Annotated in this window: 17 protein-coding genes and 1 tRNA gene; 4 read left to right on the top strand and 14 right to left on the bottom strand. The window is 56.2% G+C overall.

Annotated elements, in window-relative coordinates:
• Positions 1 to 29: 29 nt before the first annotated feature.
• The 7 genes from lpdA to sdhC all read right to left on the bottom strand — a co-directional run bounded on the left by lpdA (position 30) and on the right by sdhC (position 9,117).
• Positions 30 to 1,472 carry a dihydrolipoyl dehydrogenase gene (gene lpdA / locus K0B93_RS01385; RefSeq protein WP_219865479.1) on the bottom strand — a complete coding sequence of 481 codons (1,443 nt, stop codon included), beginning with the start codon at positions 1,470 to 1,472 and terminating at the stop codon, positions 30 to 32.
• 35 nt (positions 1,473 to 1,507) lie between these two features.
• Positions 1,508 to 2,728, bottom strand: coding sequence for a 2-oxoglutarate dehydrogenase complex dihydrolipoyllysine-residue succinyltransferase (odhB, locus tag K0B93_RS01380; protein WP_219865478.1), 1,221 nt, complete (start codon positions 2,726 to 2,728; stop codon positions 1,508 to 1,510).
• A 25-nt stretch (positions 2,729 to 2,753) separates the two neighbouring features.
• Positions 2,754 to 5,591 (bottom strand): 2-oxoglutarate dehydrogenase E1 component, encoded by a 2,838-nt coding sequence (locus K0B93_RS01375; protein ID WP_219865477.1) that lies wholly within the window; start codon positions 5,589 to 5,591, stop codon positions 2,754 to 2,756.
• A gap of 312 nt (positions 5,592 to 5,903) precedes the next feature.
• On the bottom strand, positions 5,904 to 6,608 hold the full coding sequence (locus K0B93_RS01370) for a succinate dehydrogenase iron-sulfur subunit (protein ID WP_219865476.1): 705 nt from the start codon (positions 6,606 to 6,608) through the stop codon (positions 5,904 to 5,906).
• A gap of 14 nt (positions 6,609 to 6,622) precedes the next feature.
• Entirely contained in the window at positions 6,623 to 8,395 is a 1,773-nt protein-coding gene (sdhA, locus tag K0B93_RS01365; RefSeq protein WP_219865475.1) for a succinate dehydrogenase flavoprotein subunit, read from the bottom strand.
• 3 nt (positions 8,396 to 8,398) lie between these two features.
• Entirely contained in the window at positions 8,399 to 8,749 is a 351-nt protein-coding gene (gene sdhD / locus K0B93_RS01360) for a succinate dehydrogenase, hydrophobic membrane anchor protein (RefSeq protein WP_219865474.1), read from the bottom strand.
• Positions 8,737 to 9,117, bottom strand: a complete 381-nt coding sequence (gene sdhC / locus K0B93_RS01355; RefSeq protein WP_219865473.1) for a succinate dehydrogenase, cytochrome b556 subunit — start codon at positions 9,115 to 9,117, stop codon at positions 8,737 to 8,739. The genes sdhD and sdhC overlap by 13 nt, the downstream gene beginning before the upstream one ends.
• Before the next feature lie 477 nt (positions 9,118 to 9,594).
• Here sdhC and gltA point away from each other — a divergent pair, with 477 nt between their 5' ends.
• Together gltA and K0B93_RS01345 are read left to right on the top strand one after the other, a co-directional pair.
• Positions 9,595 to 10,869, top strand: coding sequence for a citrate synthase (gltA, locus tag K0B93_RS01350; RefSeq protein ID WP_219865472.1), 1,275 nt, complete (start codon positions 9,595 to 9,597; stop codon positions 10,867 to 10,869).
• Positions 10,870 to 11,025: 156 nt separating this feature from the next.
• Positions 11,026 to 11,901, top strand: coding sequence for an NAD(P)-dependent oxidoreductase (locus K0B93_RS01345; RefSeq protein WP_219865471.1), 876 nt, complete (start codon positions 11,026 to 11,028; stop codon positions 11,899 to 11,901).
• A gap of 48 nt (positions 11,902 to 11,949) precedes the next feature.
• Here the strand turns inward: K0B93_RS01345 and topA are convergent, their stop codons facing one another.
• From topA to fadB, 3 genes are all read right to left on the bottom strand, one after another.
• Positions 11,950 to 14,586, bottom strand: a complete 2,637-nt coding sequence (gene topA, locus K0B93_RS01340) for a type I DNA topoisomerase (RefSeq protein ID WP_219865470.1) — start codon at positions 14,584 to 14,586, stop codon at positions 11,950 to 11,952.
• 269 nt (positions 14,587 to 14,855) lie between these two features.
• Positions 14,856 to 16,031, bottom strand: a complete 1,176-nt coding sequence (fadA, locus tag K0B93_RS01335; protein WP_219865469.1) for an acetyl-CoA C-acyltransferase FadA — start codon at positions 16,029 to 16,031, stop codon at positions 14,856 to 14,858.
• Positions 16,032 to 16,064: 33 nt separating this feature from the next.
• Positions 16,065 to 18,212 (bottom strand): fatty acid oxidation complex subunit alpha FadB, encoded by a 2,148-nt coding sequence (gene fadB / locus K0B93_RS01330; RefSeq protein ID WP_219865468.1) that lies wholly within the window; start codon positions 18,210 to 18,212, stop codon positions 16,065 to 16,067.
• Positions 18,213 to 18,651: 439 nt separating this feature from the next.
• Between fadB and K0B93_RS01325 the strand changes: the two genes are divergently transcribed.
• Both K0B93_RS01325 and K0B93_RS01320 read left to right on the top strand, forming a co-directional pair.
• Positions 18,652 to 19,470, top strand: a complete 819-nt coding sequence (locus K0B93_RS01325; protein WP_219865467.1) for a hypothetical protein — start codon at positions 18,652 to 18,654, stop codon at positions 19,468 to 19,470.
• Positions 19,471 to 19,626: 156 nt separating this feature from the next.
• Positions 19,627 to 20,058, top strand: a complete 432-nt coding sequence (locus K0B93_RS01320) for a universal stress protein (RefSeq protein ID WP_219865466.1) — start codon at positions 19,627 to 19,629, stop codon at positions 20,056 to 20,058.
• Positions 20,059 to 20,122: 64 nt separating this feature from the next.
• Here the strand turns inward: K0B93_RS01320 and K0B93_RS01315 are convergent, their stop codons facing one another.
• The 4 genes from K0B93_RS01315 to K0B93_RS01300 all read right to left on the bottom strand — a co-directional run bounded on the left by K0B93_RS01315 (position 20,123) and on the right by K0B93_RS01300 (position 23,732).
• A complete protein-coding gene (locus K0B93_RS01315; RefSeq protein ID WP_219865465.1) occupies positions 20,123 to 20,791 on the bottom strand; it encodes a DUF6901 family protein in 669 nt (222 codons plus the stop codon).
• Entirely contained in the window at positions 20,788 to 22,719 is a 1,932-nt protein-coding gene (locus K0B93_RS01310; RefSeq protein ID WP_324123938.1) for an ATP-binding cassette domain-containing protein, read from the bottom strand. The genes K0B93_RS01315 and K0B93_RS01310 overlap by 4 nt, the downstream gene beginning before the upstream one ends.
• Before the next feature lie 8 nt (positions 22,720 to 22,727).
• Positions 22,728 to 23,522, bottom strand: coding sequence for an MOSC domain-containing protein (locus K0B93_RS01305; RefSeq protein ID WP_219865464.1), 795 nt, complete (start codon positions 23,520 to 23,522; stop codon positions 22,728 to 22,730).
• Between the two features lie 134 nt (positions 23,523 to 23,656).
• Positions 23,657 to 23,732, bottom strand: a tRNA-Gly gene (locus K0B93_RS01300).
• Positions 23,733 to 23,776 lie beyond the last annotated feature (44 nt).

The raw sequence follows: 23,776 nt of genomic DNA, 5'->3' as shown, positions 1-23,776 counted from the left end.
TCATTGGCGCCCCTGTTTCCTGGCTTGCGTTACTTCTTTTTGCGGCGGTTGGCGACGTGAATCGCGCCACCGGCAACGGCCAGGGCCGCCTCGTGCACGGACTCGGACAGAGTCGGATGCGCAAAGCAGGTCAAGGCCAGATCTTCGGCGCTGGAGCCAAACTCCATGGCAATCACGCCCTGAGCGACAATCTCTGACGCCTGGGGACCGACCACATGAAAACCGAGAATACGGTCTGTTTTCGCGTCAGCGATGATCTTGACCAGTCCAGAAGCCGAGTTGGCAGCCATGGCCCGACCGTTCGCAGCAAACGGGAAGGTGCCGACGTTGTAGTCCTCACCTTCGGCCTTGAGCTGTTCTTCGGTCATGCCTACCCAAGCCACTTCCGGCGCAGTGTAGATGACGTTCGGAATGCAATCGTAATTGACCTGAGGCTTGTGCCCGGCAATACGCTCCGCAACCATCACGCCCTCTTCAGAGGCCTTGTGTGCCAGCATCGGGCCACGAACAACGTCACCGACCGCCCAGACGCCCGGCGCTTCGGTCTTGCAGTTGTCATCGACAAAGATGAAACCACGCTCATCCATCTGAACGCCCGCGTCCTCGGACAGCAGGTTGTCGGTGTAGGGACGACGACCAACCGCGACAATCAACTTGTCAAACTTGGCCTCGTGCTTCCCCTTGGAATCTTCGTAGGTCACGTTTACCAGCTTACGCTTGACCTCGGCACCCGTCATCCGGGCACCCATGACGATGTCCAGCCCCTGCTTCTTGAACTGCTTCATCGCGTCCTTGGCGACCTGCTGATCAACGGCAGGCAGGAAGGTGTCCTGGGCTTCCAGGACCGTTACCTCGGAACCCAGGCGCGCCCAGACACTGCCCAGTTCCAGGCCGATCACGCCAGCACCAATCACACCCAGGCGCTTCGGCACTTCGGTAAATTCCAGCGCGCCCTCGGAGTCGACGATGTACTCGCCGTCGAACGGCGCAGGCGGAATCTGGATCGGCTTGGAGCCGGATGCCAGGATGACGTTCTCGGCCTCATAAGTCGTGGCCTTGCCATCCTTGTCGGTAACCTCAACCTTGCGGTTGGCCAGCAGTTTGCCGTGACCGTGGATGGACGTAACGCCATTGGCCTTGAACAGACCGGCAATACCGCCGGTAAGCTGCTTAACGATGCCGCTCTTGCGCTCCATCATCTTCGCGATGTCCATTTTGACATCCTTGGCGATGATGCCCTGCATCTCGTAATCGTGGGTGGTCTCCTCAAACTTGTGAGAAATCTCCAGCAGCGCCTTCGAGGGAATACAGCCCACGTTCAGACAGGTGCCACCAAGCACCTGGCTCTTGCCATCGGTCGATGTCCATGATTCAACACAAGCTGTTTTCAGGCCCAGCTGAGCGGCCTTGATGGCGGCCACATAACCACCCGGGCCCGCGCCAATGACAATTACGTCGTACTTATCAGACATATTTGATCCCGTTTTCTGATTCGTTAAGTGTCAGCTCAGACGTCCAGCAGAATACGCGCCGGGTCCTCAAGCATTTCCTTAATAGCTACAAGGAACTGCACCGCTTCCTTACCATCGATCATCCGGTGGTCATAGGACAGCGCCAGATACATCATCGGCAGGATTTCCACCTTGCCATTGACCGCCATCGGGCGTTCCTGGATCTTGTGCATGCCCAGAATCGCCGTCTGCGGCGGATTCAGGATAGGCGTTGAAATCAGGGAGCCAAAAATACCGCCATTGGTGATCGTGAAGGTACCGCCGGTCATCTCTTCAATGCCCAGCTTGCCCTCTTTCGCCTTGGTGCCGTACTCAACAATCTTCTTCTCGATATCTGCGAGTCCCATGGCGTCGGAGTCGCGGAGAACCGGAACCACCAGCCCTCGGTCCGTGGATACTGCGACACCGATATCCTGGTATCCGTGGTAGACCATATCGTTGCCGTCGATAGAGGCGTTCACGGCCGGGAAACGCTTAAGAGCCTCGGTTGCGGCCTTGGTAAAGAAGGACATGAAGCCAAGCTTGATGCCATGGCGCTTTTCGAAGCTTTCCTTATACTGCTTGCGCAACTCCATGATCGGCGCCATGTTCACCTCGTTAAAGGTGGTCAGCATGGCAGCGCTTTGCTGGGCATTCACCAGACGCTTGGCAATGCTTGCACGCAGACGGGTCATCGGTACGCGCTTCTCAGGACGCTCACCAGAGGCCACGTTTACTTCGGGCATCTGCGCAGCCGGCTGCGGTGCAGCAGAACCGCCAGACGGCTTGTTGTCGACGTGGTTCTGCACGTCTTCCTTGGTGACCCGACCGTCTTTCCCGGTGCCCTTGATGGCATTGGGATCGATATTGTTTTCCTCAGCCAGCTTGCGTGCCGCGGGGCTCAGGATCGCATCACCGGACGCCGCTGCTTCAGCTTTCGGGGCTTCGGCTGCTGGTGCTTCTTCCTTTTTGGTCTCGGCAGGCTTGGACTCGCCCGCAGCCCCTTCCTTGAATTTGCCGATGACTTCACCGCTCTCGACTGTATCGCCTTCGCCCTTGACGATCTCCTCGATCACGCCGTCTGCCGGGGCAACAACTTCCAGTACAACCTTATCGGTTTCAATATCGACAATCAGTTCATCACGTGAACAGGCTTCGCCCGGCTGCTTGTGCCAGGTCGCAACGGTACCTTCTGCGACCGACTCCGGGAAAACGGGGGCTTTAATCTCAGTTGACATTACGGATCCTTAGTTCGGTAGCTCGTCAGATTTCAAACGCGTCGTTTACCAGCTTCTTCTGCTCTTCGATGTGGACAGACATGTGTCCACAAGCGGGAGCAGCCGAGGCATCGCGACCAGCATACTGGAGGTACAGTTTTGGATTCAGGCGCTGAAGCGCATTTCTCATGTGATGCTGGCTTGGATACCAGGCACCCTGGTTCATGGGCTCTTCCTGGCACCACACCACATTTTTGAGTTTGGTGTACTGGCCGATAAGTGCGTCCAGATCGTCCCCGGGGAACGGATACAGCTGCTCGATGCGCAGAATGGCCACATCCTCTCGCTCATCCGTTTTCTTCTTCTCCAGCAGGTCGAAGTACACCTTGCCACTGCACATGATCAGGCGGGTGACCTTCTTGGGATCGGAAGGTTCCTTCTCCGGCAGTACCGTCTGGAATGTGCCCGAGGTCAGGTCATCAAGATCGGACGTCGCCTCTTTGTGACGCAGCAGACTCTTCGGAGTGATCGCCACCAGTGGCTTGCGCAGCGGGCGCTTCACCTGACGACGCAGCATATGGAAAACCTGGGACGGCGTCGTGGGTACGCACACCTGAATATTGTGCTCGGCGCACAATTGCAGGAAACGCTCCAGACGGGCCGAACTGTGCTCCGGTCCCTGCCCTTCGTAGCCGTGAGGCAGCAGCAGAGTCAGACCACACAGACGACCCCACTTATGTTCGCCACTGGTCAGGAACTGATCGATAACGACCTGGGCACCGTTGGCGAAATCACCGAACTGGGCTTCCCAGACAATGAGGCCGCTCGGAGCCGTGGTGGCATACCCGTACTCGAACGCCATTACCGCTTCTTCGGACAGCAGCGAATCGTAGATTTCAAATTTCGGCTGGTCGTCGGACAGTTCCTCAAGAGCAATGTGCGTCGAGCCGCCCTTCTGGTTATGCAGCACCGCGTGGCGATGGGAGAACGTACCCCGCCCAACGTCCTGTCCGGTAATCCGGATCGGATGGCCTTCGTCCAGCAAAGTGGCGTACGCCATGACTTCACCGTAGCCCCAGTTGATCGGCAGAGCCCCGGCCGTCATCTTCTCTCGATCAGAGACGATCTTGGAAACCTGCCGCTGAATGCTGAACCCTTCCGGAACAGAGGTCAGCTTCTTGCCGAGCCTCTGGATCGTTTTCAGGCTGACGCTGGACTTACACTTGGCTGTCCACTCGTGACCCAGGTACGGCGTCCAGTCAACGTAGAGCTCCTTGTTCGGCTCCTTGACCAGGGATTTGACCACGTGCTCGCCGTCATCCAGCGCGTCACGGTAATCGTTTTCCATCTGCTTGCCTTCTTCCTCGGTGATCACACCGGCGGCAACCAGTTGCTCGGCATACAGGTTTCGGGTGGTCTTGAGCTTGCGGATTTTTTCGTACATCACCGGCTGGGTTGCTGCCGGCTCATCCGCCTCGTTGTGGCCGCGGCGGCGGTAGCACACCAGGTCAATAACCACGTCGTTCTTGAATTCGTTGCGATAGTCCATCGCCATCTGGGTGGCGAACATCACCGCGTCCGGATCGTCGGCGTTAACGTGCAGGATCGGCGCCTGGACCATCTTGGCCACGTCGGTGCAATACTCGGTGGAGCGAGCGTCTTCCTGTTTGCTGGTGGTGAAACCAACCTGGTTATTGATGACGATATGGATGGTGCCGCCTACACCGTAGCCCCGGGTCTGGGACATCTGGAAGGTTTCCATCACCACACCCTGCCCGGCGAACGCTGCGTCACCGTGCATGATGATCGGCACGACTTGGGTACCATCGTTGTCATTCCGGCGGGTCTGACGGGCACGAACCGACCCCTCAACCACCGGCGACACGATTTCGAGGTGTGACGGGTTGAATGCCATGGCCAGGTGCACTTCACCGCCCGGCGTCATCACGTTCGAAGAGAAACCCTGATGATATTTCACGTCACCGGACCCGGAATCGGCCAGCTTCTTGCCTTCAAATTCGTCAAACAGTTCTTTGGGGTTCTTGCCGAGCGTATTCACCAGCACGTTGAGGCGACCACGGTGCGCCATACCCAGAACGATTTCCTTGGCGCCATAATAGCCGGCACGCTGAATCAGCTCATCCAGACAGGGGATCAGACTCTCAGCACCCTCGAGACCAAAACGCTTGACGCCCGGATAGCGCGAACCCAGGTACTTCTCCAGACCTTCTGCAGCAGTCAGACGCTCAAGGATATGCTTGCGGGTTTTCGCCTCATAGTCCGGGCGGGAGCGGACGGGCTCCATACGTTGCTGAAACCACCGCTTGATTCGAGTATCGACGACGTGCATGTACTCAGCACCGATGCTCTCGCAATAGGTGCGGCGCAAACCGTCAACGATGTCTCCGAGCTTCATCGCCTCGGAGCCAAAATTCAGGGACCCGGTCTGGAACTCGAGATCATTGTCTGAATCCGAAAGCTCATGAAACGCGGGATCCAGATCTTCTACCTGTGGACGTTGCCAGACACCAAGCGGATCCAGCTTCGCTTCCTGGTGACCACGGAAACGGTAAGCGTTGATCAACTGAAGAACACGAATCTGCTTCTTGTCGGCGTCAGTCGTCACACTGGCGGGAACCCCACCACTGGCCAGAAAACGCTGATTACGGGAGATATGTTCAAACTGTTGGCGGATGGAAGAATGGTCAACATCACGACCGTGATAGCCGTCTACACTGGGAAGCTTGTCGAAATAGCTCCGCCACTCTTCGGGGACGGCATTGGGGTCTGTCAGGTAGGTTTCAAAAAGCTGTTCAACATAGGCAAGATTTCCACCCTGCAGGTGGGAAGTCTGCCATAACTGCTCCATGATGCTTTCGTGCATTTTGAATAGCTCACCTTGGGCTGGTGCGGGGGAGCCCGATATGGTCGGCCAGGGGTAATTCTCAGTCAATACGGGTTTTTACGGGATCGACTATGGCCACCACACCCGACGTGGATGTTTTCCTTTCCCCGGTGGTTGTTTACTCAGCAAACCATGAGACAACCTTCTAAGCTCTCGTCACGGCATGCGTAGTGTGCACCCGGGTAAGACTTTTGAATATAAGCCTTTGGTTGAAGGCCCTGCGCCGTTGCAGGGCCTTCGAGGTGCATAACCTGGTCAGAACAGTATAGCGTTTTCGCTCAAACCTGCTGTTTATGTAGCCCGTTGCAGCAGGAGATTCCGAATGTGGCCGATCGCCCTTGTGGGGTTCAGGCCTTTTGGACAGACGCTTACGCAGTTCATTATACCCCGGCAGCGGAATACGCTGAACGGATCATCCAGGTTTGCCAGACGCTCGGCCTGGGCGGTATCCCGGCTGTCAGCAAGGAAGCGATAGGCCTGCAGCAGGCCGGCAGGACCGATAAACTTGTCCGGATTCCACCAGAAAGACGGGCAGGACGTCGAACAGCAGGCACAGAGAATACACTCGTACAGGCCATCCAGCTTTTCCCGGTCTTCAGGTGATTGCAGCCGCTCGATCGCCGGTGCGGGCTTGTTGTTCACCAGGTAAGGCATGACTTTCTCATACTGCTGGTAGAACAGACTCAAATCCACAACCAGATCCCGAATAACCGGCAAACCCGGCAGCGGACGCAGGACCAGCTTGTCACCCTTGACCACTTGGGACACCGGCGTAATACAGGCCAGGCCATTTTTGCCGTTCATGTTCATGCCGTCAGAGCCACAAACACCCTCACGGCAGGACCGACGGTAGGCAACGGACGGATCCTTCTCCTTCATCAGGTTCAGGACGTCCAGGACCATCAGATCCTTGCCTTCCGGAAGCTCAACATCAACGTCCTGCATGTAAGGGGCGTTATCGGTTTCCGGGTTATAACGATAAAGGCTTACCAACATTGTCTGCGTCCCCCTTAGTAAGTCCGGATCTTCGGCTGGAAGGTGTCAACGGTCTTGGGCGCGAAGTTAACAGCACGCTTGCCAACACGCTTGTCCAGCGGGAAATAGAGAGAGTGCTTGAGCCAGTTTTCGTCATCACGCTCGGTGAAGTCGTTACGGGCGTGGGCACCGCGGCTTTCCTTGCGCTCATACGCGGAAATCGCGGTAGCCAGAGCAACCTCGTACAGGTTATCCAATTCGAGCGCCTCAATACGTGCGGTGTTGAAGGCGCTGCTGGTGTCGGCCAACTTGGTGTTGCGAACGCGCTCTCCAATGGCCTCCAGCTTCTTGAGACCTTCTTCCATGCTGTCGCCATCCCGGAATACACCGAAGTAGAGCTGCATGCAGCTCTGAAGATCCTTCCGAACCTCGGCCACACTCTCGCCCTCAGAGGCACTGTTTAGACGATCCAGACGCGCCATGGCACGCTTGATATCCTCTTCGCTGGCATCGTCCACTTCGAAACCGCCCCGCAGCTGCTCTTCGATGTGCAGGCCGGCCGCGCGGCCGAAGACAACCAGGTCAAGGAGCGAGTTACCGCCCAGACGGTTGGCACCGTGAACGGACACGCAGGCCGCCTCACCACAGGCAAACAGACCCGGGATCGGCTTGTCATTTCCACTCTCGTCCTGGGTCAGCGCCTGACCACCGACGTTGGTCGGAATCCCGCCCATCATGTAGTGGCAGGTCGGAACCACGGGAATCGGCTCTTTTACCGGATCCACGTGCGCAAAGGTGCGCGACAGCTCACAGATGCCCGGCAGACGCAGGTTCAGAGTTTCTTCGCCAAGGTGATCCAGCTTCAGCAGAACGTGATCCTTGTCGGGACCGCAACCACGACCTTCCAGAATCTCGATAACCATGGAGCGAGCCACAACATCACGGCCGGCGAGATCTTTGGCGTTGGGCGCGTAGCGCTCCATGAAACGCTCGCCCTCGGCGTTGATGAGGTAACCGCCCTCACCCCGACAGCCTTCTGTAACCAGCGTACCAGCGCCGTGGATACCGGTGGGATGGAACTGCCACATTTCCATGTCCTGCATCGGGAACCCGGCACGCAGGGCCATACCGATGCCATCACCGGTGTTGATCAGGGCGTTGGTTGTGGATGAATAAATGCGACCAGCACCACCAGTGGCAAGGACGGTGGCCTTGCACTTGATATAGGCCACTTCGCCGGTCTCAATTTCGATGGCCACGACACCAACGACTTCGTCCTTGCTGTTTTTGACCAGATCGACGGCATACCATTCATTCAGGAAGGTGGTACCTCCCTTGAGGTTTGCCTGGTAAAGGGTGTGCAGCAGTGCGTGACCGGTGCGGTCAGCAGCAGCGCAGGTACGGGCCGCCTGCGTCGGATTGTCCGGCCCCTTGGACTGACCACCAAACGGGCGCTGGTAGATGCGACCCTGCTCGGTGCGGGAGAACGGCAGCCCCATGTGCTCGAGCTCAAACACCGCTTGCGGGCCAACGGAACACATATACTCGATCGCGTCCTGGTCACCAATGTAGTCAGACCCCTTGACGGTGTCGTACATGTGCCAGCGCCAATCATCGTTCGGATCCGCACTGGCGATCGCACAGGTGATGCCACCCTGCGCAGAGACAGTGTGGGAACGGGTCGGAAAAACTTTAGTGATACAAGCAGTATTGACGCCGGATTCGGTCAACTGCAGGGCGGCACGCATACCGGCACCGCCACCACCGATAACAATCGCGTCATAAGACATAGTCTTGATGTTAGCCATCGATTAAAGCCCCCAAAGAATCTGAATACCCCAGACGACATAGACGAACATGGTCACACCACACGCCGCCTGCACGATAAACCTGGGCCCCATGGCCTTGATGTAGTCAGTGGTTACCGTCCAGAGACCCACCCAAGCGTGCGCACCAATTGAAAGAAGCGCCATCAGGGTGAAAATGCGGAACCAGGTCTGACCAAACAGAGCAGACCAGGTTTCATAGTCGACATCAGTGGTCAACATGAACCCGAGTAGAAAAATTGTATACAAAGCAAGTACGTAGGCGGTTACCCGCTGGATCAGCCAGTCAAAAACACCGCTGCGACCCAGATTCGTGACGCTGTTTACGCTGCCCATACCCAGACTCCTGCCAGAACGATGAGAATGACGGAAACCACAATCGTGATCTTTGCGGCGAGGCGGCCGCTTTCCAGCTCTTCACCAATGCCCATATCCATGAGCAGGTGCTTGATACCTGCAACCAGGTGGTACAACAGAGCAGACAAGATGCCCCAGATAATCAGCTTGGCAAAAAAGCTGTCCAGCAGTTCATTCACACGGCTGAAGCCCGCTTCCCCGGACAGGGAAAGCTGAAGTCCGTAAAGCATGAACGCAACACCAACAAAAATGATGATGCCACTGATGCGATGCAGAATGGACGTGATGGCTGGCAGCGGAAAATGAAACTTGCCGAGATCGAGATTTACTGGTCGTTTGCTATTCACAGCGCTCTCACACTCTCTCTTGATTCCGCGATACCGGAACACCGGCTGCGGATAGTTGGTATGTAAGGATCAGCGTGCTGATACGAGACCGGCACACGATTGGCTCAGGAGGAAGGACTATACGCTCGAAACCCTGCACACAGGTGGCACAGGAGAAAGGTATATCCCCGATTCCGGGCTACGGATTATAAGGAGTACCCCCGGCAATTACAAACGCGCAACGTGGCTCGACCCACGGAATTCAGGGGCTTGGGACATCTATAAGGACTATTGACAACAGCTATTCCGGCCTGTCTTCACGGTTATTCGGGATATCACTGATTTACAGAGACCCTCAAAAACTGGGTTTTCCGGACTCTTCCATTGACAAAAAAAGCCAACGCCCTATATTTTGCCGCCAGTTTTGCGATAATACGCGCCTTCTAGCGCATCTATAAATGCAGATAAAGCTGACAAGCTGACATATAGGAGAGCACCATGACCGACAGGAAAGCCACGCTCTCGGTGGGTGATAAGTCCATTGAGTTACCTGTATATTCCGGCACCGTCGGCCCTGACGTTATCGACGTACGAGGCCTGGTCCAGGAAGGCGTTTTTACGTACGACCCAGGGTTCGTATCCACAGCAGCCTGCGAATCGGCCATTACCTACATTGATGGTGCAAACGGCGTTCTCCTGCACCGCGGCTACCCGATTGAACAGCTTGCCGAGCACTCCGACTACCTTGAAGTCTGTTACCTGCTGCTGAAAGGCGAGCTGCCGACTCCCGAAGAAAACAAGCAGTTCCACGACACCATCAAGAACCACACGATGCTGCACGACCAGATGCGGAACTTCTTTCAAGGTTTCCGTCGTGACGCACACCCCATGGCCATAATGTGCGGCGTGGTCGGTGCCCTGTCCGCCTTCTACCACGATCAGATGGACGTCACCAGCGAGCATCAAAGGGACATTACTGCACATCGCCTGATTGCCAAGATGCCGACGATCGCAGCCTGGTGCTACAAGTACAGCATTGGCCAGCCGTTTATGTATCCACGGAATGATCTGTCGTACTCTGAAAACTTCCTTCAGATGATGTTTGGCGTGCCCTGCGAGGAATACAAGCCAAACCCGATCCTGGCCAAGGCCATGGACAAGATTTTCATCCTTCACGCTGACCACGAGCAGAACGCATCGACGTCCACAGTTCGCCTGGCCGGCTCTACCGGCGCCAATCCGTACGCATGCATTGCATCCGGCATTGCCGCACTCTGGGGCCCGGCACACGGCGGTGCAAACGAAGCGGTTCTGGATATGCTCGCGGAGATTGGAGACGAATCCAACATTGAAAAGTTCATTGCCAAGGCCAAGGACAAGGACGATCCGTTCCGCCTGATGGGCTTCGGCCACAGGGTTTACAAGAACTTCGACCCGCGCGCCAAGGTGATGGCCGAGACGGCTCACGAGGTTCTGACCGAGCTAGGCCTGGAAAACGATCCGCTTCTGAGGATCGCCCAGCGTCTTGAGAAGATTGCCCTCGAAGACGAGTACTTCGTGCAGCGCAAACTGTACCCGAACGTGGACTTCTATTCCGGCCTGATTCTTAAAGCCATTGGAATCCCGACCTCCATGTTCACCGTAATCTTCGCCCTGTCTCGCACCATCGGCTGGTTCTCCCACTGGAACGAGATGGTTAGCGGCAATTACCGCATTGGCCGTCCGCGCCAGCTTTACACCGGCTCCGACGCACGGGACTACCCGAAGAAGTAAGCCCGGTGCACGATCGACAGAGCAATCTCAAAAAGGCCGCTGAATTCAGCGGCCTTTTTTCGTGGTACCCCCTACACTAAAGTTCTACCCGAGCAGACAGCGCGGCTGTGATAACTTCGAATCACAATAACCGAATCACGACTTCAGGAGTCCACTATGACAACCACTGCAACTTTTATTGGCCTTGGGGTAATGGGTTACCCGATGGCCGGGCACCTCGCCAGAGCCGGCATCACTGTCAAAGTCTGGAACCGGACACATGCCAAGGCCGAGCAATGGGCACAGGAATACCCCGGTACAGCCTACAAGACAATTGCCGAAGCAGTGGAAGACGCAGATTTTGTCATGACCTGCGTGGGCGCTGACAAGGATCTGATTGAGGTCTTTGAAGGGGATGGGGGCATCATTGCCAACGCGCCGCAGGGTGCCATCCTGGTTGATCACACCACTGCATCGGCCGGCATTGCGGAACGACTGGCGGAGGCTGCCGGACACAGGAAGCAAGGGTTCATTGATGCCCCGGTATCCGGCGGCCAACAGGGTGCGGAGAACGGCAAGCTGACGGTAATGTGCGGTGGCACCGAGACCGATTTCGAAAAGGCCCTGCCGCTGATGGATCATTACGCCCGTGCCATCAATCTGCTGGGCCCTGCTGGCAGCGGCCAGAAAACCAAGATGGTCAATCAGATTGCTATTGCCGGGCTGGTTCAGGGCCTCTCAGAAGCGCTGCATTTTGCCGAGCAGGCAAAGCTGGATGTCCGCAAAGTGGTGGATGTAATTTCAAAAGGAGCGGCACAATCCTGGCAGATGGAAAACCGCTCAGGCACGATGATCGACGGAGAGTTTAATCATGGCTTTGCGGTCGACTGGATGCGCAAGGATCTCGGCATCTGCCTGGAAGAAGCCCGAAAGGTCAACGCCTCATTGCCCGTCACAGCCCTTGTTGACCAGTTTTACGGCGATGTTCAGGAAATGGGCGGACGCCGCTGGGACACGTCGTCGCTGATTCAAAGACTGCGAAAATTCCGCTAATATCGACAAAAAAGGGGGCAAATGCCCCCTTTTCCCGACAATTGCACCCTATTTCTCTTTGGGCTGCCACTTGCCGTTAACGTACCATGCCGACCACCCTGTCGCCTTGCCATCCTTTTCCGACATGACGTACTGCTCTTTGGTTTTGCGGCTGTAGCGAATAACCGTCGGATTGCCCTCCGGATCCGCCTCCGGCGCATCCATAAGAAAATCATATTTCGGATCGATTTCCTTCCGGTGCGGCTTTATCTCTTTTACCAGCGGCGGGCGAGTCTCCCGGTTCTTCGGGAATTTGCTGGCCGCCAGGAACAGACCGGACGCCCCATCACGCAACACGTACGTGTCGTCGACTTTCTGGCACTGCAACTCAGGCATCGGGACCGGATCCATTTTGGGCGGTGCCGGCTCGCCATTCTTGAGCAACTTGCGGGTATTCTTGCACTCAGTGTTGATGCATCCGAAATACTTGCCGAAACGCCCGGTTTTGAGCTGCATCTCGGAACCGCACTTATCACACTCAAGCGTGGGACCATCATAGCCCTTGATACGGAACGTGCCCTGCTCCACTTCGTAGCCCGAACAGTCCGGATTATTACCGCAGACATGCAGTTTCCGCTTCTCATCAATCAGATAGCTGTCCATTGCCGTCCCACACTTGGGGCAACGACGCTTCTTCCGCAACAGCCGGGTTTCGCCCTCGCCTTCGACGTCGTCGTCAGCACTGACGACTTCATCTCCCGAGACCAGATTGATTGTAGTCTTGCATCGCTCCTTCGGCGGCAACGAATACCCCGAGCACCCCAGGAAAACGCCGGTACTGGCCACCCGAATCTGCATGTTTCGACCGCAGCTTGGGCACGGAATGTCCGTTTCCGTTGGCGTATTGGCACGCATGCCATCGCCCTCGGAACCTTCGGCTGTTTCGAGCTGCTGGCGGAATCGACCGTAGAAATCATTGAGGACTTTTTTCCACTCAACATCGCCCTCGGCAATTTCGTCCAGTTCATCTTCCATTCTGGCCGTGAAATCAAAATCCATAAGATTCGGAAACGACTCGGACAAGCGCTCCGTGACGATCTCACCCATTTTCTCGGCGTAGAAACGTCGGTTCTGGAGCCTCACATAGCCACGGTCCTGAATGGTGGAAATGATCGACGCATAGGTCGACGGCCGGCCAATACCCTGTTTTTCAAGCTCCTTGACCAAGCTTGCCTCAGTGTAGCGCGGTGCCGGCTTGGTGAAATGCTGACTGGGATCCAGCTGCTTCATCTCCAGCACTTCGTCGACCTGAATGTCGGGCAAAGCCACGTCTTCGTCTTTCTTGGCCGCCTGCGGGGCTGCCTTCAGGAAACCATCGAACTTGATGATCCGGCCACGCGTGCGCAGCTCGTAATCGCCATTGGCCACCACAATCGAGGTGCTCAGGAACTCTGCATCGGACATCTGGCAGGCAATGAACTGCCGCCATATCAGGTCATAGAGCTTCTCAGCGTCTTTCTCAAGCCCGCCAATGTCAGAGGGGCGGCGACTGACTTCTGTCGGGCGGATGGCCTCGTGGGCCTCCTGAGCGCCCTCCTTGCTGCCATACACCCGCGGGTTCTCGGGCAGATAACGCTCCCCGAACTGCTTTTTGATGTAATCCCGGCAACCGGCAACGGCGTCCTGGCTCAGATTCGTGGAATCCGTACGCATGTAGGTAATGAAACCGGCTTCGTACAGGCGCTGCGCTAGCATCATGGTCTTTTTGACGCTGAACCCCATACGGTTGCTCGCTGCCTGCTGGAGCGTAGAGGTAATAAAGGGTGCGGAAGGCCTTGATTTGGTCGGCTTGTCCTCGCGCTTGGCAACCTTGAAGGTGCCACCTTTGAGGCGCTCAACGTGTTCGTTGCTCTGCTTTTCGTTAACCGGCCGATAGGGTTTGTCGGCATGCCGGGTAACTTCGAACCGTACCGGCTGCTCAGCCTGCTTTGATGCGAGGCTCGCGTGCAGCTGCCAGAATTCTTCCGGTACAAACTTCCGGATCTCGCGTTCCCGCTCAACGATCAGACGCACTGCGACTGACTGAACCCGGCCGGCCGACAGGCCTCGGGCAATTTTGGCCCAGAGCAACGGCGAGACCATATAGCCGACAACGCGATCAAGGAATCGACGCGCCTGCTGAGCATTCACCCGATTGTTATCCAGCGAGCCCGGATCATTGAACGCTTCCTGGATGGCGCGCTTGGTAATCTCGTTGAAGACCACCCGACGGTACTTCTCCGGTTCGCCTCCAATCGTTTGCTGGAGGTGCCAGGCAATCGCCTCCCCTTCGCGGTCCAAATCCGTCGCGAGATAGATGTGATCGGCGGATTTCGCCAAGCGCTTGAGTTCGCTGACGACCTTTTCCTTACCGGGGAGTATCTCGTATCGGGCGTCCCAGTTCTTGTCGGGATCGACCCCCATTCGCGCCACCAGTTGCTCTCTGGCCTTGCGTTTTTTATGGGCGGCTTTTTCTTCCGGATTCATCTTGCGGGTGAGTGCCGCCTGTCTGGCACGTTCTTTGGGATCGGACTGGGACCCGCTGCCACTGACTGGAAGATCACGGATGTGCCCTACACTGGACTTTACGATGAAATCGGAGCCCAGGTATTTGTTGATGGTCTTCGCTTTCGCTGGTGACTCGACAATTACGAGACTTTTACCCATATCGGAGATCTGTATCCTTGGCGATAAATCGGTCAATAAATCAGCAAACCGTAAACTCGCTGTAAAATCAGTCGGCTAGAAAACAAACACATGCCGCCATTTTGTATAGGCTCACTGTTTTACAGGGTCAAGAATAGCAAGACAACCCATTCTTTGGTTTCTGCCCTGCTTTTTTATAAAACCGGAACTGCCGTAAGCCCACCGGAAACAGAAAGGCCCGGCGTGCTGCCGGGCCTTCTGCGAGTGCGTTACCAATCCTCCTCAGAGAATCAGAGACGCTCCCATACGGTCGCAATACCCTGACCAAGACCGATACACATGGTGGAAACACCAAGCTTACCGCCTTTGGCCTGCATTACGTTCAGCAGGGTTGTGGAAATACGTGCGCCAGAACAGCCCAGTGGATGGCCCAGGGCAATAGCGCCGCCGTTCAGGTTCACTTTCTCTTCCATCACACCCAGCAGTTTCAGGTCCTTCAGAACCGGAAGCGACTGGCCAGCGAACGCTTCGTTCAGTTCCCAGAAGTCGATGTCTTCGACTTTCAGGCCTGCGCGCTTCAGCGCCTTCTTCGTCGCCGGTACCGGGCCGTAACCCATGATCGCGGGATCACAACCGGCAACCGCCATGCTGCGAATCTTCGCGATTGGCTTGAGCCCGAGGGCCTCGGCACGCTCTGCCGACATCAGCACCATCGCAGCGGCGCCGTCAGTCAGCTGGGACGAAGTACCCGCAGTTACGGTACCGTTCTTCGGATCGAAGGCCGGACGCAACTGACCCAGGGACTCAACGGTGGTTTCCGGGCGAATGGTTTCGTCCTGTTCGATCAGCACCTTGAAGCCATTTTCGTCGTGGCCCTCGATGGGGACGATTTCGTTCTTGAAGCGGCCTTCAACAGTCGCTTCGTGGGCCAGGCGATGAGAACGGGCGCCAAATTCGTCCTGCTGCTCACGGGTAATGCCATGCATCTTGGCCAGCATTTCTGCAGTCAGGCCCATCATGTTGGATGCCTTGGCAGAGTACTTTGATGCTGCCGGGTTGTGGTCAAAGCCTTCGGTCATGGGTACGTGCCCCATGTGCTCGACGCCACCCACCAGGAACATGTCACCGTTGCCGGTCTGAATTGCCTGGGCCGCGGTATGGATGGCCGACATGGCGGAACCACACAGACGGTTAACGGTCTGGGCTGCAGACTCGTGAGGGATACGGGTCAGCAGGGAAATCTGCCGGGCCACGTTAAAGCCCTGCTCCTTGGTCTGGTTCACACAGCCCCAGATCACATCTTCAACTTCTTTCGGGTCGAGCTTCGGGTTGCGCTCGAACAGTGCTTCAATCAGCGCAGCCGACAGGGTCTCTGCGCGCACGTTCCGGAAGCAACCATTCTTGGCACGACCCATCGGAGTCCGCACGCAATCGACGACGACAACGTCTCTCGGATTAAGGCTCATAGATCTTTCTCCGTTCGGAAATCTCGTTCAGGGTTAGCCAAAGAACTTTTTGCCAGTCTTGGCCATTTCACGCAGCTTTTCGGTCGGGTGGTACAGAGGACCGAGGTCTGCATACTTGTCTGCCAGCTCGACGAACTTGTCTACACCCATGTCGTCGATATAGCGCAGGGCACCACCACGGAACGGCGGGAAGCCGATACCGAAGATCAGGCCCATATCCGCGTCCGCCGGATCCTCAACGATGCCGTCTTCCAGGCAGCGCACGGTTTCCAGGCACAGCGGAATCATCATCCGGGCAATGATGTCTTCCTCATCAAAGTCCTTCTGACCCTGAACCACAGGCTCAATCAGCTTGTAGGTTTCTTCGTCTACAACCTTCTTGGGCTTGCCTTTCTTGTCGGTTTCGTACTTGTAGAAACCCTTGTCGTTCTTCTGGCCATAACGCTCGTTCTCGTACATCACATCAATTGCGGACTTGTTCTCGTCCTTCATGCGATCCGGGAAGCCTTCAGCCATTACTTCGTTAGCATGCTTGGCAGTGTCCATGCCGACCACGTCCAGCAGGTATGCCGGCCCCATCGGCCAGCCAAACTTTTCCATAACCCTGTCGACTTTCTGGAAGTCGGCACCGTCACGAACCAGGCCGGCAAAACCACCGAAGTACGGGAACAGTACACGGTTTACCAGGAAGCCCGGGCAGTCGTTGACGACGATCGGAGTCTTGCCCATGGCCTTGGCATAGGCGACGGTGGTCGCAATGGCACGATCACTGGTCTTCTTGCCGCGAATAACCTCAACCAGCGGCATCATATGCACCGGGTTGAAGAAGTGCATGCCACAGAAGTTTTCCGGACGCTTCAGGTTCTTGGCCAGCAGGTCGATGGAAATGGTGGAGGTGTTGGAGGTCAGGATCGCGTCCTCGCGAACCGCATCTTCGGTCTCGCGCAGAACCGCATCCTTTACCTTCGGGTTCTCGACAACGGCCTCAACCACCAGGTCAACGTTCTTGAAGTCGCCATAGTTCAGAGTTGGCGTGATGCTGTTCAGCACGTCCGCCATCTTGCTGGCATCCATCTTACCCTTGGATACTCGCTTGGCGAGAAGCTTCTTGGCCTCTTCCAGGCCAAGCTTGATGCCGTCCTGGTTGATGTCCTTCATGATGATCGGGGTGCCCTTGAGCGCCGACTGGAAAGCGACGCCGCCGCCCATGATGCCTGCACCCAGTACTGCCGCCAGGTTGACATCATTGGCTTCTTTTTCCCACGCCTTGGCTTTCTTCTTGAGTTCCTGATCATTCAGGAACAGGCCAACCAGGCATGCAGCCACGTTGGTCTTGGCCATCTTGGCAAAGCCTTTGGCTTCGACCTCGATGGCCTTGTCGCGAGTCAGGCCCGCATGCTTCTGCATGACCTTGATGGCCTCAACCGGAGCCGGGTAGTTCTTACCGGCCTTGCCAGCGACAAACGCCTTGGAGATCTCGAACGCCATCATACTTTCCATAGCGTTCAGCTTGATCTTGCCTTTCTTTTCGTCCCGACGGGCCTGGTTGTCGAGCTTGCCTTCGTTGCACTGATTAATGATCGCAACGGCAGCGTCGACCAGCTTGTCGGATTCAACAACCGCGTCAACTGCGCCAACTTTGAGGGCCGCGTCAGCGCGGTTTTCGGTGCCACCGCTGATCCATTCAACCGCATTATCAACGCCAACCAGACGGGACAGACGGACGGTACCACCAAAGCCAGGGAAAATGCCCAGCTTGACTTCCGGCAGTCCAACTTTCGCCTTCTTGTCCATGACGCGGTAATCGGTGGCCAGGCACATTTCAAAACCGCCGCCCAGTGCCATGCCGTTAATGGCCGTCACGGTCGGGAACGGAAGGTCTTCGACCTGATTGAAAACTTCGTTGGCCTTCAGGTTGTTGGCTACCAGATCCTCTTCCGAGCCGGCAAACAGCTCGGTGAATTCGGTAATGTCGGCGCCAACAATAAAGCTGTCCTTAGAGCTGGTGATTACCAGTCCCTTGAGGTTCTTCTGCGCTTTGATTGCGTCAGTAGCGGCACCCAGCTCTTCGATAGTGAGACGGTTGAACTTGTTTACTGACTCGCCCTGCAAGTCAAAGTTCAACTGAGCGATCCCGCCTTCGATCTCTTTAACCGTGATGGCTTTACCTTCGTAAATCATCAACTGATCTCCAGTCTGTGTTTGGAACTGCTTCCAGCCACCCGACCGTCCCTCAACCCGGCGATCGTAATGGCTGTTTGTGCAGCGAGATTTCGGTCACTGCCCGATCATTCGATCCAAAATTCATACAGTCGTTTGAATCGTGAGGGCACACGATGAAAAAAAAACGGACGTTTGTCAATTTGTTTCTTGTTGGAGAGGCAGAAAAGTCTCTGCGACACGGGCAGACCCGGGTACACGCTTACACTTTTCTGTTAGTTTACGCGTGTAGGAAACACGGCCAAGAGGATTCAGGAACCCTATCTATGAAATTTCATACTTGTTTACAGTCGTCGCCCGCAAGGCGGCCAAAACCGCTTGATTGGCCAGCAAACTTACTTTAACTTCGATCTACGACTTTGGTCCACAATAATAAAACAGCATTACGGAGACTCATCCGATGAAAGACTCTCGCCTGCGGGTTCGCTCCCTGGTAACCGCCCTGATTCTGCTCGCAATTACCTCACTGGGAGTCCGCGCCCAGGAAACTGCCGGCGGATTTCTCTCGGACTTGCACGAATTCCGCGTCAACAATTATATGGCCCTTGACGCCTACTACCGGTTCAGCGCAAACGGAGACACCGAGACGTTGAACGAAATCGTTGTCGGCATTAATTCTGCCAACGACGCCATGAACACGATCATCGAGAGTACCACCGGTGTGTTGTCGGCCGAGCAGATCGAAGGGTTGAACCAGGAATTTGACAAGTTCAAGAGCCTGATGCGCAGCAACATCAATGACGTGCGCAAAACCGGATACCCGGACCTCCGACTCGTTTCCGACATGGCCAACCAGGCATTGACCATGAACAACATGGCCACGGACCTCTACCAGGTTGCCCAGGAAAGCGGGCAGACCGAAACCAGTCCACGTATCGAAGCAGCCCGCTCAGCCGCCGTCAAGATGGCCCAGATGATGGCGAAATATTCGGTTCGGACAAACTCGTCGGTATCCCAGACCTTTCAGGGCTCCGCCACCGAAAAGCCGTTGGACGAGCAGGCCCGCGAGTTTGATCAACTGCTTGCGACCGTCATGCGCGGAGATTCAGGGGCGGAACTAAAGGACGTGATGAATGACGTGTCCTCGAAGTGGGAGTTTATTCGCGGGTCCTACATAAACTACAACGAGAAGAACGTCGGGTTCGTAATCGATCGATACTCCAAGGGTATTCTCAAAGGCCTTTCCACCACGATTGAATTGCTGCAAAGCAACGCCTGACCGTAGCCTTTCTGCTCCTCTGGCGGGCGTAATTGCCCGTCAGAATTCAATTTTCTCCCCCATATATTGATGCGCATCAGTTACCCGCTACACTTTTCGGAATAGATTCGACGTACTATTCTGAACTTATGCCCGCGCACGAAAAGGAGTGATGCGATGTCCGCCTACAAGAAAATGCTTGTTGCCATTGATCTGACCGAAGAAGCTCCACAGGTGTTGAACAAAGCCAAGGCCGTATGTGAGGCCCATGGTGCCGAATTGATGCTTATTCACGTGGTGGAGCCGGTCGGTTACGCGTACGGCGGCGACATCCCTATGGATCTGACGGAACTCCAGGACCAGCTTGATAAAGCGGCGCACGAGCAGCTCGCAAGCTTTGGCGACCAACATGGCATCCCCAAGAGCAACCAAATCGTCACCGTAGGCCGGCCGGAATCCGAAATTCACCGACTCGCGAAGGAACAACAGGTGGACCTGGTGATTGTTGGGAGTCACGGCCGAAAGGGCTTTCAACTTCTGCTGGGATCGACCGCTAACGGGGTTTTGCACGGCACTGAATGCGACGTTCTTGCGGTACGAATCAACTAATTCCTGCCAGAGCCCGGGAGAAACGTCCCGGGCTCCAGCTCGTTATCGATCAAAGCCGTAATCGCTACTGCACTTCCCCACCCATCTTGGCTTCAAGTTTTCGTAGCTGACTCTCCAGCGAAAAACTCACACTCGACGCCATCGAGAAGAAGTTCAGCAGTGCCTTCAGATTGCTGTCGCCTTTGCAGACCGAGTGAATTCTCTGCCACAAGGCCTGATTGACCAATTGAAGGCGCTGGTTTCGCTCAACCAACCCTTTGAGCTCCCAATCTGGCTCCTGGTGGTTGCGCTTGGCGAAATATTGCTGCAACAGGTAATGGGATACGCTGCGCATGATAAATTCGTCGCTGTTGGCAAACGGCAGGTGGTGGACCGCCATCGGCTTCAGCTCGGCCAGGACCGGGCAGCCACTGGTTGCCATTTTGAGCCCCAGGAGCGATCTGAGTGCCTCCTCCAGAGCGGTCTGTTTTACGTAGCTGCGACGCTCGTCCTCAACGGTTACCTCAACTTTCTGATAGGCATCGTCAGCCTGAAACGCCTCCACAACCGGTAGAATTTCCGTCGCCGCGGGACAATGCTCCGTTTCACTGGCCTTCAAAGGACAGTTAGAACACTGGCAGTGCTCCAGCTTGACCCAAGAGGGCTGCTTTCCCGACGCCGTAGCCGGCTGGTCGGTCACTTTGAATTCAACGTTACGGCCGCCCTGAAACCTGAAACTGTAATTTACATTCATTGACTCGCCTGTTCCTCCAGCTCCATCCACCGCTCAATCACCTGCTCCAGACGGGCTTCCGTGTCCGTCAACTCTTCAAGAGTGGCCGAGACTTCGTTCGGTGGGCCTGAATAAAAGTCCGAATCCGCAATTGTACTCTGCAGCCTGGCAATTTCCTGTTCCAATGCCTCAATTTTTCCAGGCAATTCATCCAGTTCAAGTTTTAGCTTGTAACTGAGTTTTGCCGATTTGGTTTTTGTCGATTGCCCCTCAGGCTTGGCGGTCGACTTCGCGGCCTTACCCCCAGACCCGGACTGTTTATCCTGTTTGTCCAGCCGATTGCCACTGGCCTCGGACGGAAATCGGCCACCCTGTCGGCGCCAGTCACTGTAGCCACCAACGTACTCCCGAACTTGGCCGGTGCCATCCAGAAATACGGTTTCCGTCACCACATTGTCCAGGAATTCGCGGTCATGACTGATGACAATGACCGTTCCCTTGAACTCCGCCAACTGCTCTTCCAGCAACTCCAGGGTTTCCACATCGAGATCGTTGGTCGGCTCATCCAGAACCAGGATGTTCGCGGGCTTGCTGAACAGCTTGGCCAACAGGAGCCGCGCCCTCTCGCCACCGGAGAAAACCCTCACCGGCGAGCGTGCGCGCTCAGGGGTAAACAGGAATTCCTGTAGATAACCCAGAACGTGCTTGCTCTGGCCATTGATCTCTATGAACTCGCGGCCCTCCGACAGATTATCGAGGGCATTTTTAGACAGGTCCAATTCGCCTCGAAGCTGGTCGAAGTATGCCACCTCGAGGTTGGTTCCGAGGCGCACCGAACCTTCCGTTGGCTCCAGATCCCCGAGCAGCAGGCGCACGAGCGTGGTTTTTCCGGTTCCGTTTTCACCAACCAGTCCGATCTTGTCGCCACGGAACACCGTGAGGTTCAGCCCCCGGATAATGTCGGCGCGATCTGCGTAGCCGAACCCTGCATCCCGGGTTTCGACCACCAGCTTGCCTGATCGCGCCGCATCCTCAACAGCGAAGCTGGCTGTACCGCCGCGAACCCTGCGCTGGCGATGCTCCTCACGCATTGCCTTGAGGGCCCGAACACGCCCCATGTTACGGGTCCTCCGGGCCTTGATGCCCTGGCGGATCCAGGCCTCTTCCTGTTTCAGCCGCTTATCGAAGAGAGCATTCTGCCTTTCCTCCTCTTCGAGTGCCTTTTCCTTCAACTGAAGGTACTTGTCGTAGGTTGCCGCAAAGCTGACAAGCCGCCCCCGGTCCAGCTCAACGATGCGGGTAGCCATGCGGCGGATGAATGCCCGGTCGTGGCTGACGAACAGCATGGCGCCTCGAAACTGCCCAAGGGCCTCCTCAAGCCAGGCAATTGCCGGGACATCAAGATGGTTGGTGGGCTCATCCAACAGAAGGATATCGGGATCACCGACCAGCGCCCGAGCCAACAGCACGCGACGTTGCCAGCCGCCGGAGAGCGTATCGAGCCGGCGCTCCGGGTCAATGCCGTACTGAGCCAGAATGGTGGTAACTTTCTGATCCAGGCGCCATCCATCCAGCGACTCCAATCGCTCCTGTACCTTCATCATCCGGTCGAGGCTGGCTTCATCGCCCTGCTGCGACAGACGGTGGAACTCTGCCAGCAGATCCCCGGTTTCAGGGAAGGCACCGGCAACGACGTCATAAGCTGTTCGCGCGTCCTCAGTCGGAAGGTTCTGGGGAAGAACGGCCAGTACCGCTCCGTCCTCCAGGCGCACCACGCCGCCGTCAGGAACAACCTCGCCACTGACGATCTTCAGCAGGGTCGACTTGCCCTCCCCGTTCCGTCCCAGCAGACACACCCGCTCACCGGCTTCAACAACAAGCGATGCCTGATCAAGCAATGGCTGCATGCCATAGGCCAGGGACACTGAATCCAACGTTAACAATGGCACGTTCGGTTTTACTCCGTTTTGGTGATTTTGACCGGATCGCCCACCCTGATGCGGCCTATCGACTCATGAATTGCGTTCATTCCAAAGATGACGCCGTCTTCGGTGCGCCTGTATCTCGACAGGGTTCGTAGCGGCTGAACAGACGCATCCTTGGTGCCCGCATCCGGATCAACGGTCGTCATTACACAGCGTGAACAAGGCTTGACGAGATCGAACGCGTTATCACCCACGTTCAGGGCGCGCCAATGATCTTCAGCCCAGGGCCCGGCACCTTCAACGACAATGTTTGGCCGGAACCGTCGCATCTCAACCGGCTCATCTAGACGGCCGTTCAGTTCTTCTAGGGAGGCGAGATTGGTAATCAACAGCGGAAAGCCGTCGGCGAAACTGACACGACGCAAGTCCTGTAAACGGGCGGCATCGACCCTCCGAAAAGATTCGTCAGGCATGTAAACAAATCTCAGGGATTTGCCACAAAAGCGACTGAGTGCTTCACTGGCTTCTGCCTGTCCGACCAGCGCCTGAGTCCAGTCCCGCCAGACCAGCGCTCTCAGGGTTTCCTCCGAGACCCTCAGCGCATACCTGCCCTGCTCCGGGATCTCCACTTCGACGTTCCCCTGAACAAGGTAGACTCGAATTCGTGCGAGTTCGGGATGATTGCGCTGAGTCACGAAATGCCGATCATCATCGATGATCATCCATCTTCGGTCCCCGACCGGACCAAAATCGTCCAGCGCGAATTCCCCAACTGCAATCCCTGCAAGGGACTTGACCGGATAAATCCACAGCGAATGGACATTCATGTAGGTACGCCTCCGGTTCTGTCGCAGCTCAGAGATAGAGCTGCCGATTATACCTGAGCAGGCCGGGCCACGCCGAGTTTGAGAGTACCAGAAACGAAAAAACCCGGTTTCTTTCGAAACCGGGTTTTGAAATCTGGAGCGGGAAACGAGATTCGAACTCGCGACCCCAACCTTGGCAAGGTTGTGCTCTACCAACTGAGCTATTCCCGCAATGCTGAACGGTTGATACCGACAACGGAGGCGTATTCTACGGA

This window comes from Marinobacter sp. F4218 (genome assembly GCF_019443085.1).
GTDB classification, from domain to species: Bacteria; Pseudomonadota; Gammaproteobacteria; order Pseudomonadales; family Oleiphilaceae; genus Marinobacter; species Marinobacter albus.
The sequence above is the reverse complement of the archived record's forward strand: the minus strand, read 5'-3'. Positions and strand labels throughout refer to the sequence as shown.

What these genes read in the sequence shown, in the direction of transcription:
- gltA (WP_219865472.1), top strand. Translation starts at nt 9,595, where the DNA reads ATGACCGACAGGAAAGCCACGCTCTCGGTGGGTGATAAGTCCATTGAG.
- fadA (WP_219865469.1), bottom strand. Translation starts at nt 16,031, where the DNA reads ATGAGCCTTAATCCGAGAGACGTTGTCGTCGTCGATTGCGTGCGGACT.
- odhB (WP_219865478.1), bottom strand. Translation starts at nt 2,728, where the DNA reads ATGTCAACTGAGATTAAAGCCCCCGTTTTCCCGGAGTCGGTCGCAGAA.
- topA (WP_219865470.1), bottom strand. Translation starts at nt 14,586, where the DNA reads ATGGGTAAAAGTCTCGTAATTGTCGAGTCACCAGCGAAAGCGAAGACC.
- sdhA (WP_219865475.1), bottom strand. Translation starts at nt 8,395, where the DNA reads ATGGCTAACATCAAGACTATGTCTTATGACGCGATTGTTATCGGTGGT.
- K0B93_RS01375 (WP_219865477.1), bottom strand. Translation starts at nt 5,591, where the DNA reads ATGCACGAAAGCATCATGGAGCAGTTATGGCAGACTTCCCACCTGCAG.
- K0B93_RS01370 (WP_219865476.1), bottom strand. Translation starts at nt 6,608, where the DNA reads ATGTTGGTAAGCCTTTATCGTTATAACCCGGAAACCGATAACGCCCCT.
- K0B93_RS01325 (WP_219865467.1), top strand. Translation starts at nt 18,652, where the DNA reads ATGAAAGACTCTCGCCTGCGGGTTCGCTCCCTGGTAACCGCCCTGATT.
- lpdA (WP_219865479.1), bottom strand. Translation starts at nt 1,472, where the DNA reads ATGTCTGATAAGTACGACGTAATTGTCATTGGCGCGGGCCCGGGTGGT.
- K0B93_RS01345 (WP_219865471.1), top strand. Translation starts at nt 11,026, where the DNA reads ATGACAACCACTGCAACTTTTATTGGCCTTGGGGTAATGGGTTACCCG.
- K0B93_RS01320 (WP_219865466.1), top strand. Translation starts at nt 19,627, where the DNA reads ATGTCCGCCTACAAGAAAATGCTTGTTGCCATTGATCTGACCGAAGAA.
- K0B93_RS01315 (WP_219865465.1), bottom strand. Translation starts at nt 20,791, where the DNA reads ATGAATGTAAATTACAGTTTCAGGTTTCAGGGCGGCCGTAACGTTGAA.
- sdhD (WP_219865474.1), bottom strand. Translation starts at nt 8,749, where the DNA reads ATGGGCAGCGTAAACAGCGTCACGAATCTGGGTCGCAGCGGTGTTTTT.
- fadB (WP_219865468.1), bottom strand. Translation starts at nt 18,212, where the DNA reads ATGATTTACGAAGGTAAAGCCATCACGGTTAAAGAGATCGAAGGCGGG.
- K0B93_RS01305 (WP_219865464.1), bottom strand. Translation starts at nt 23,522, where the DNA reads ATGAATGTCCATTCGCTGTGGATTTATCCGGTCAAGTCCCTTGCAGGG.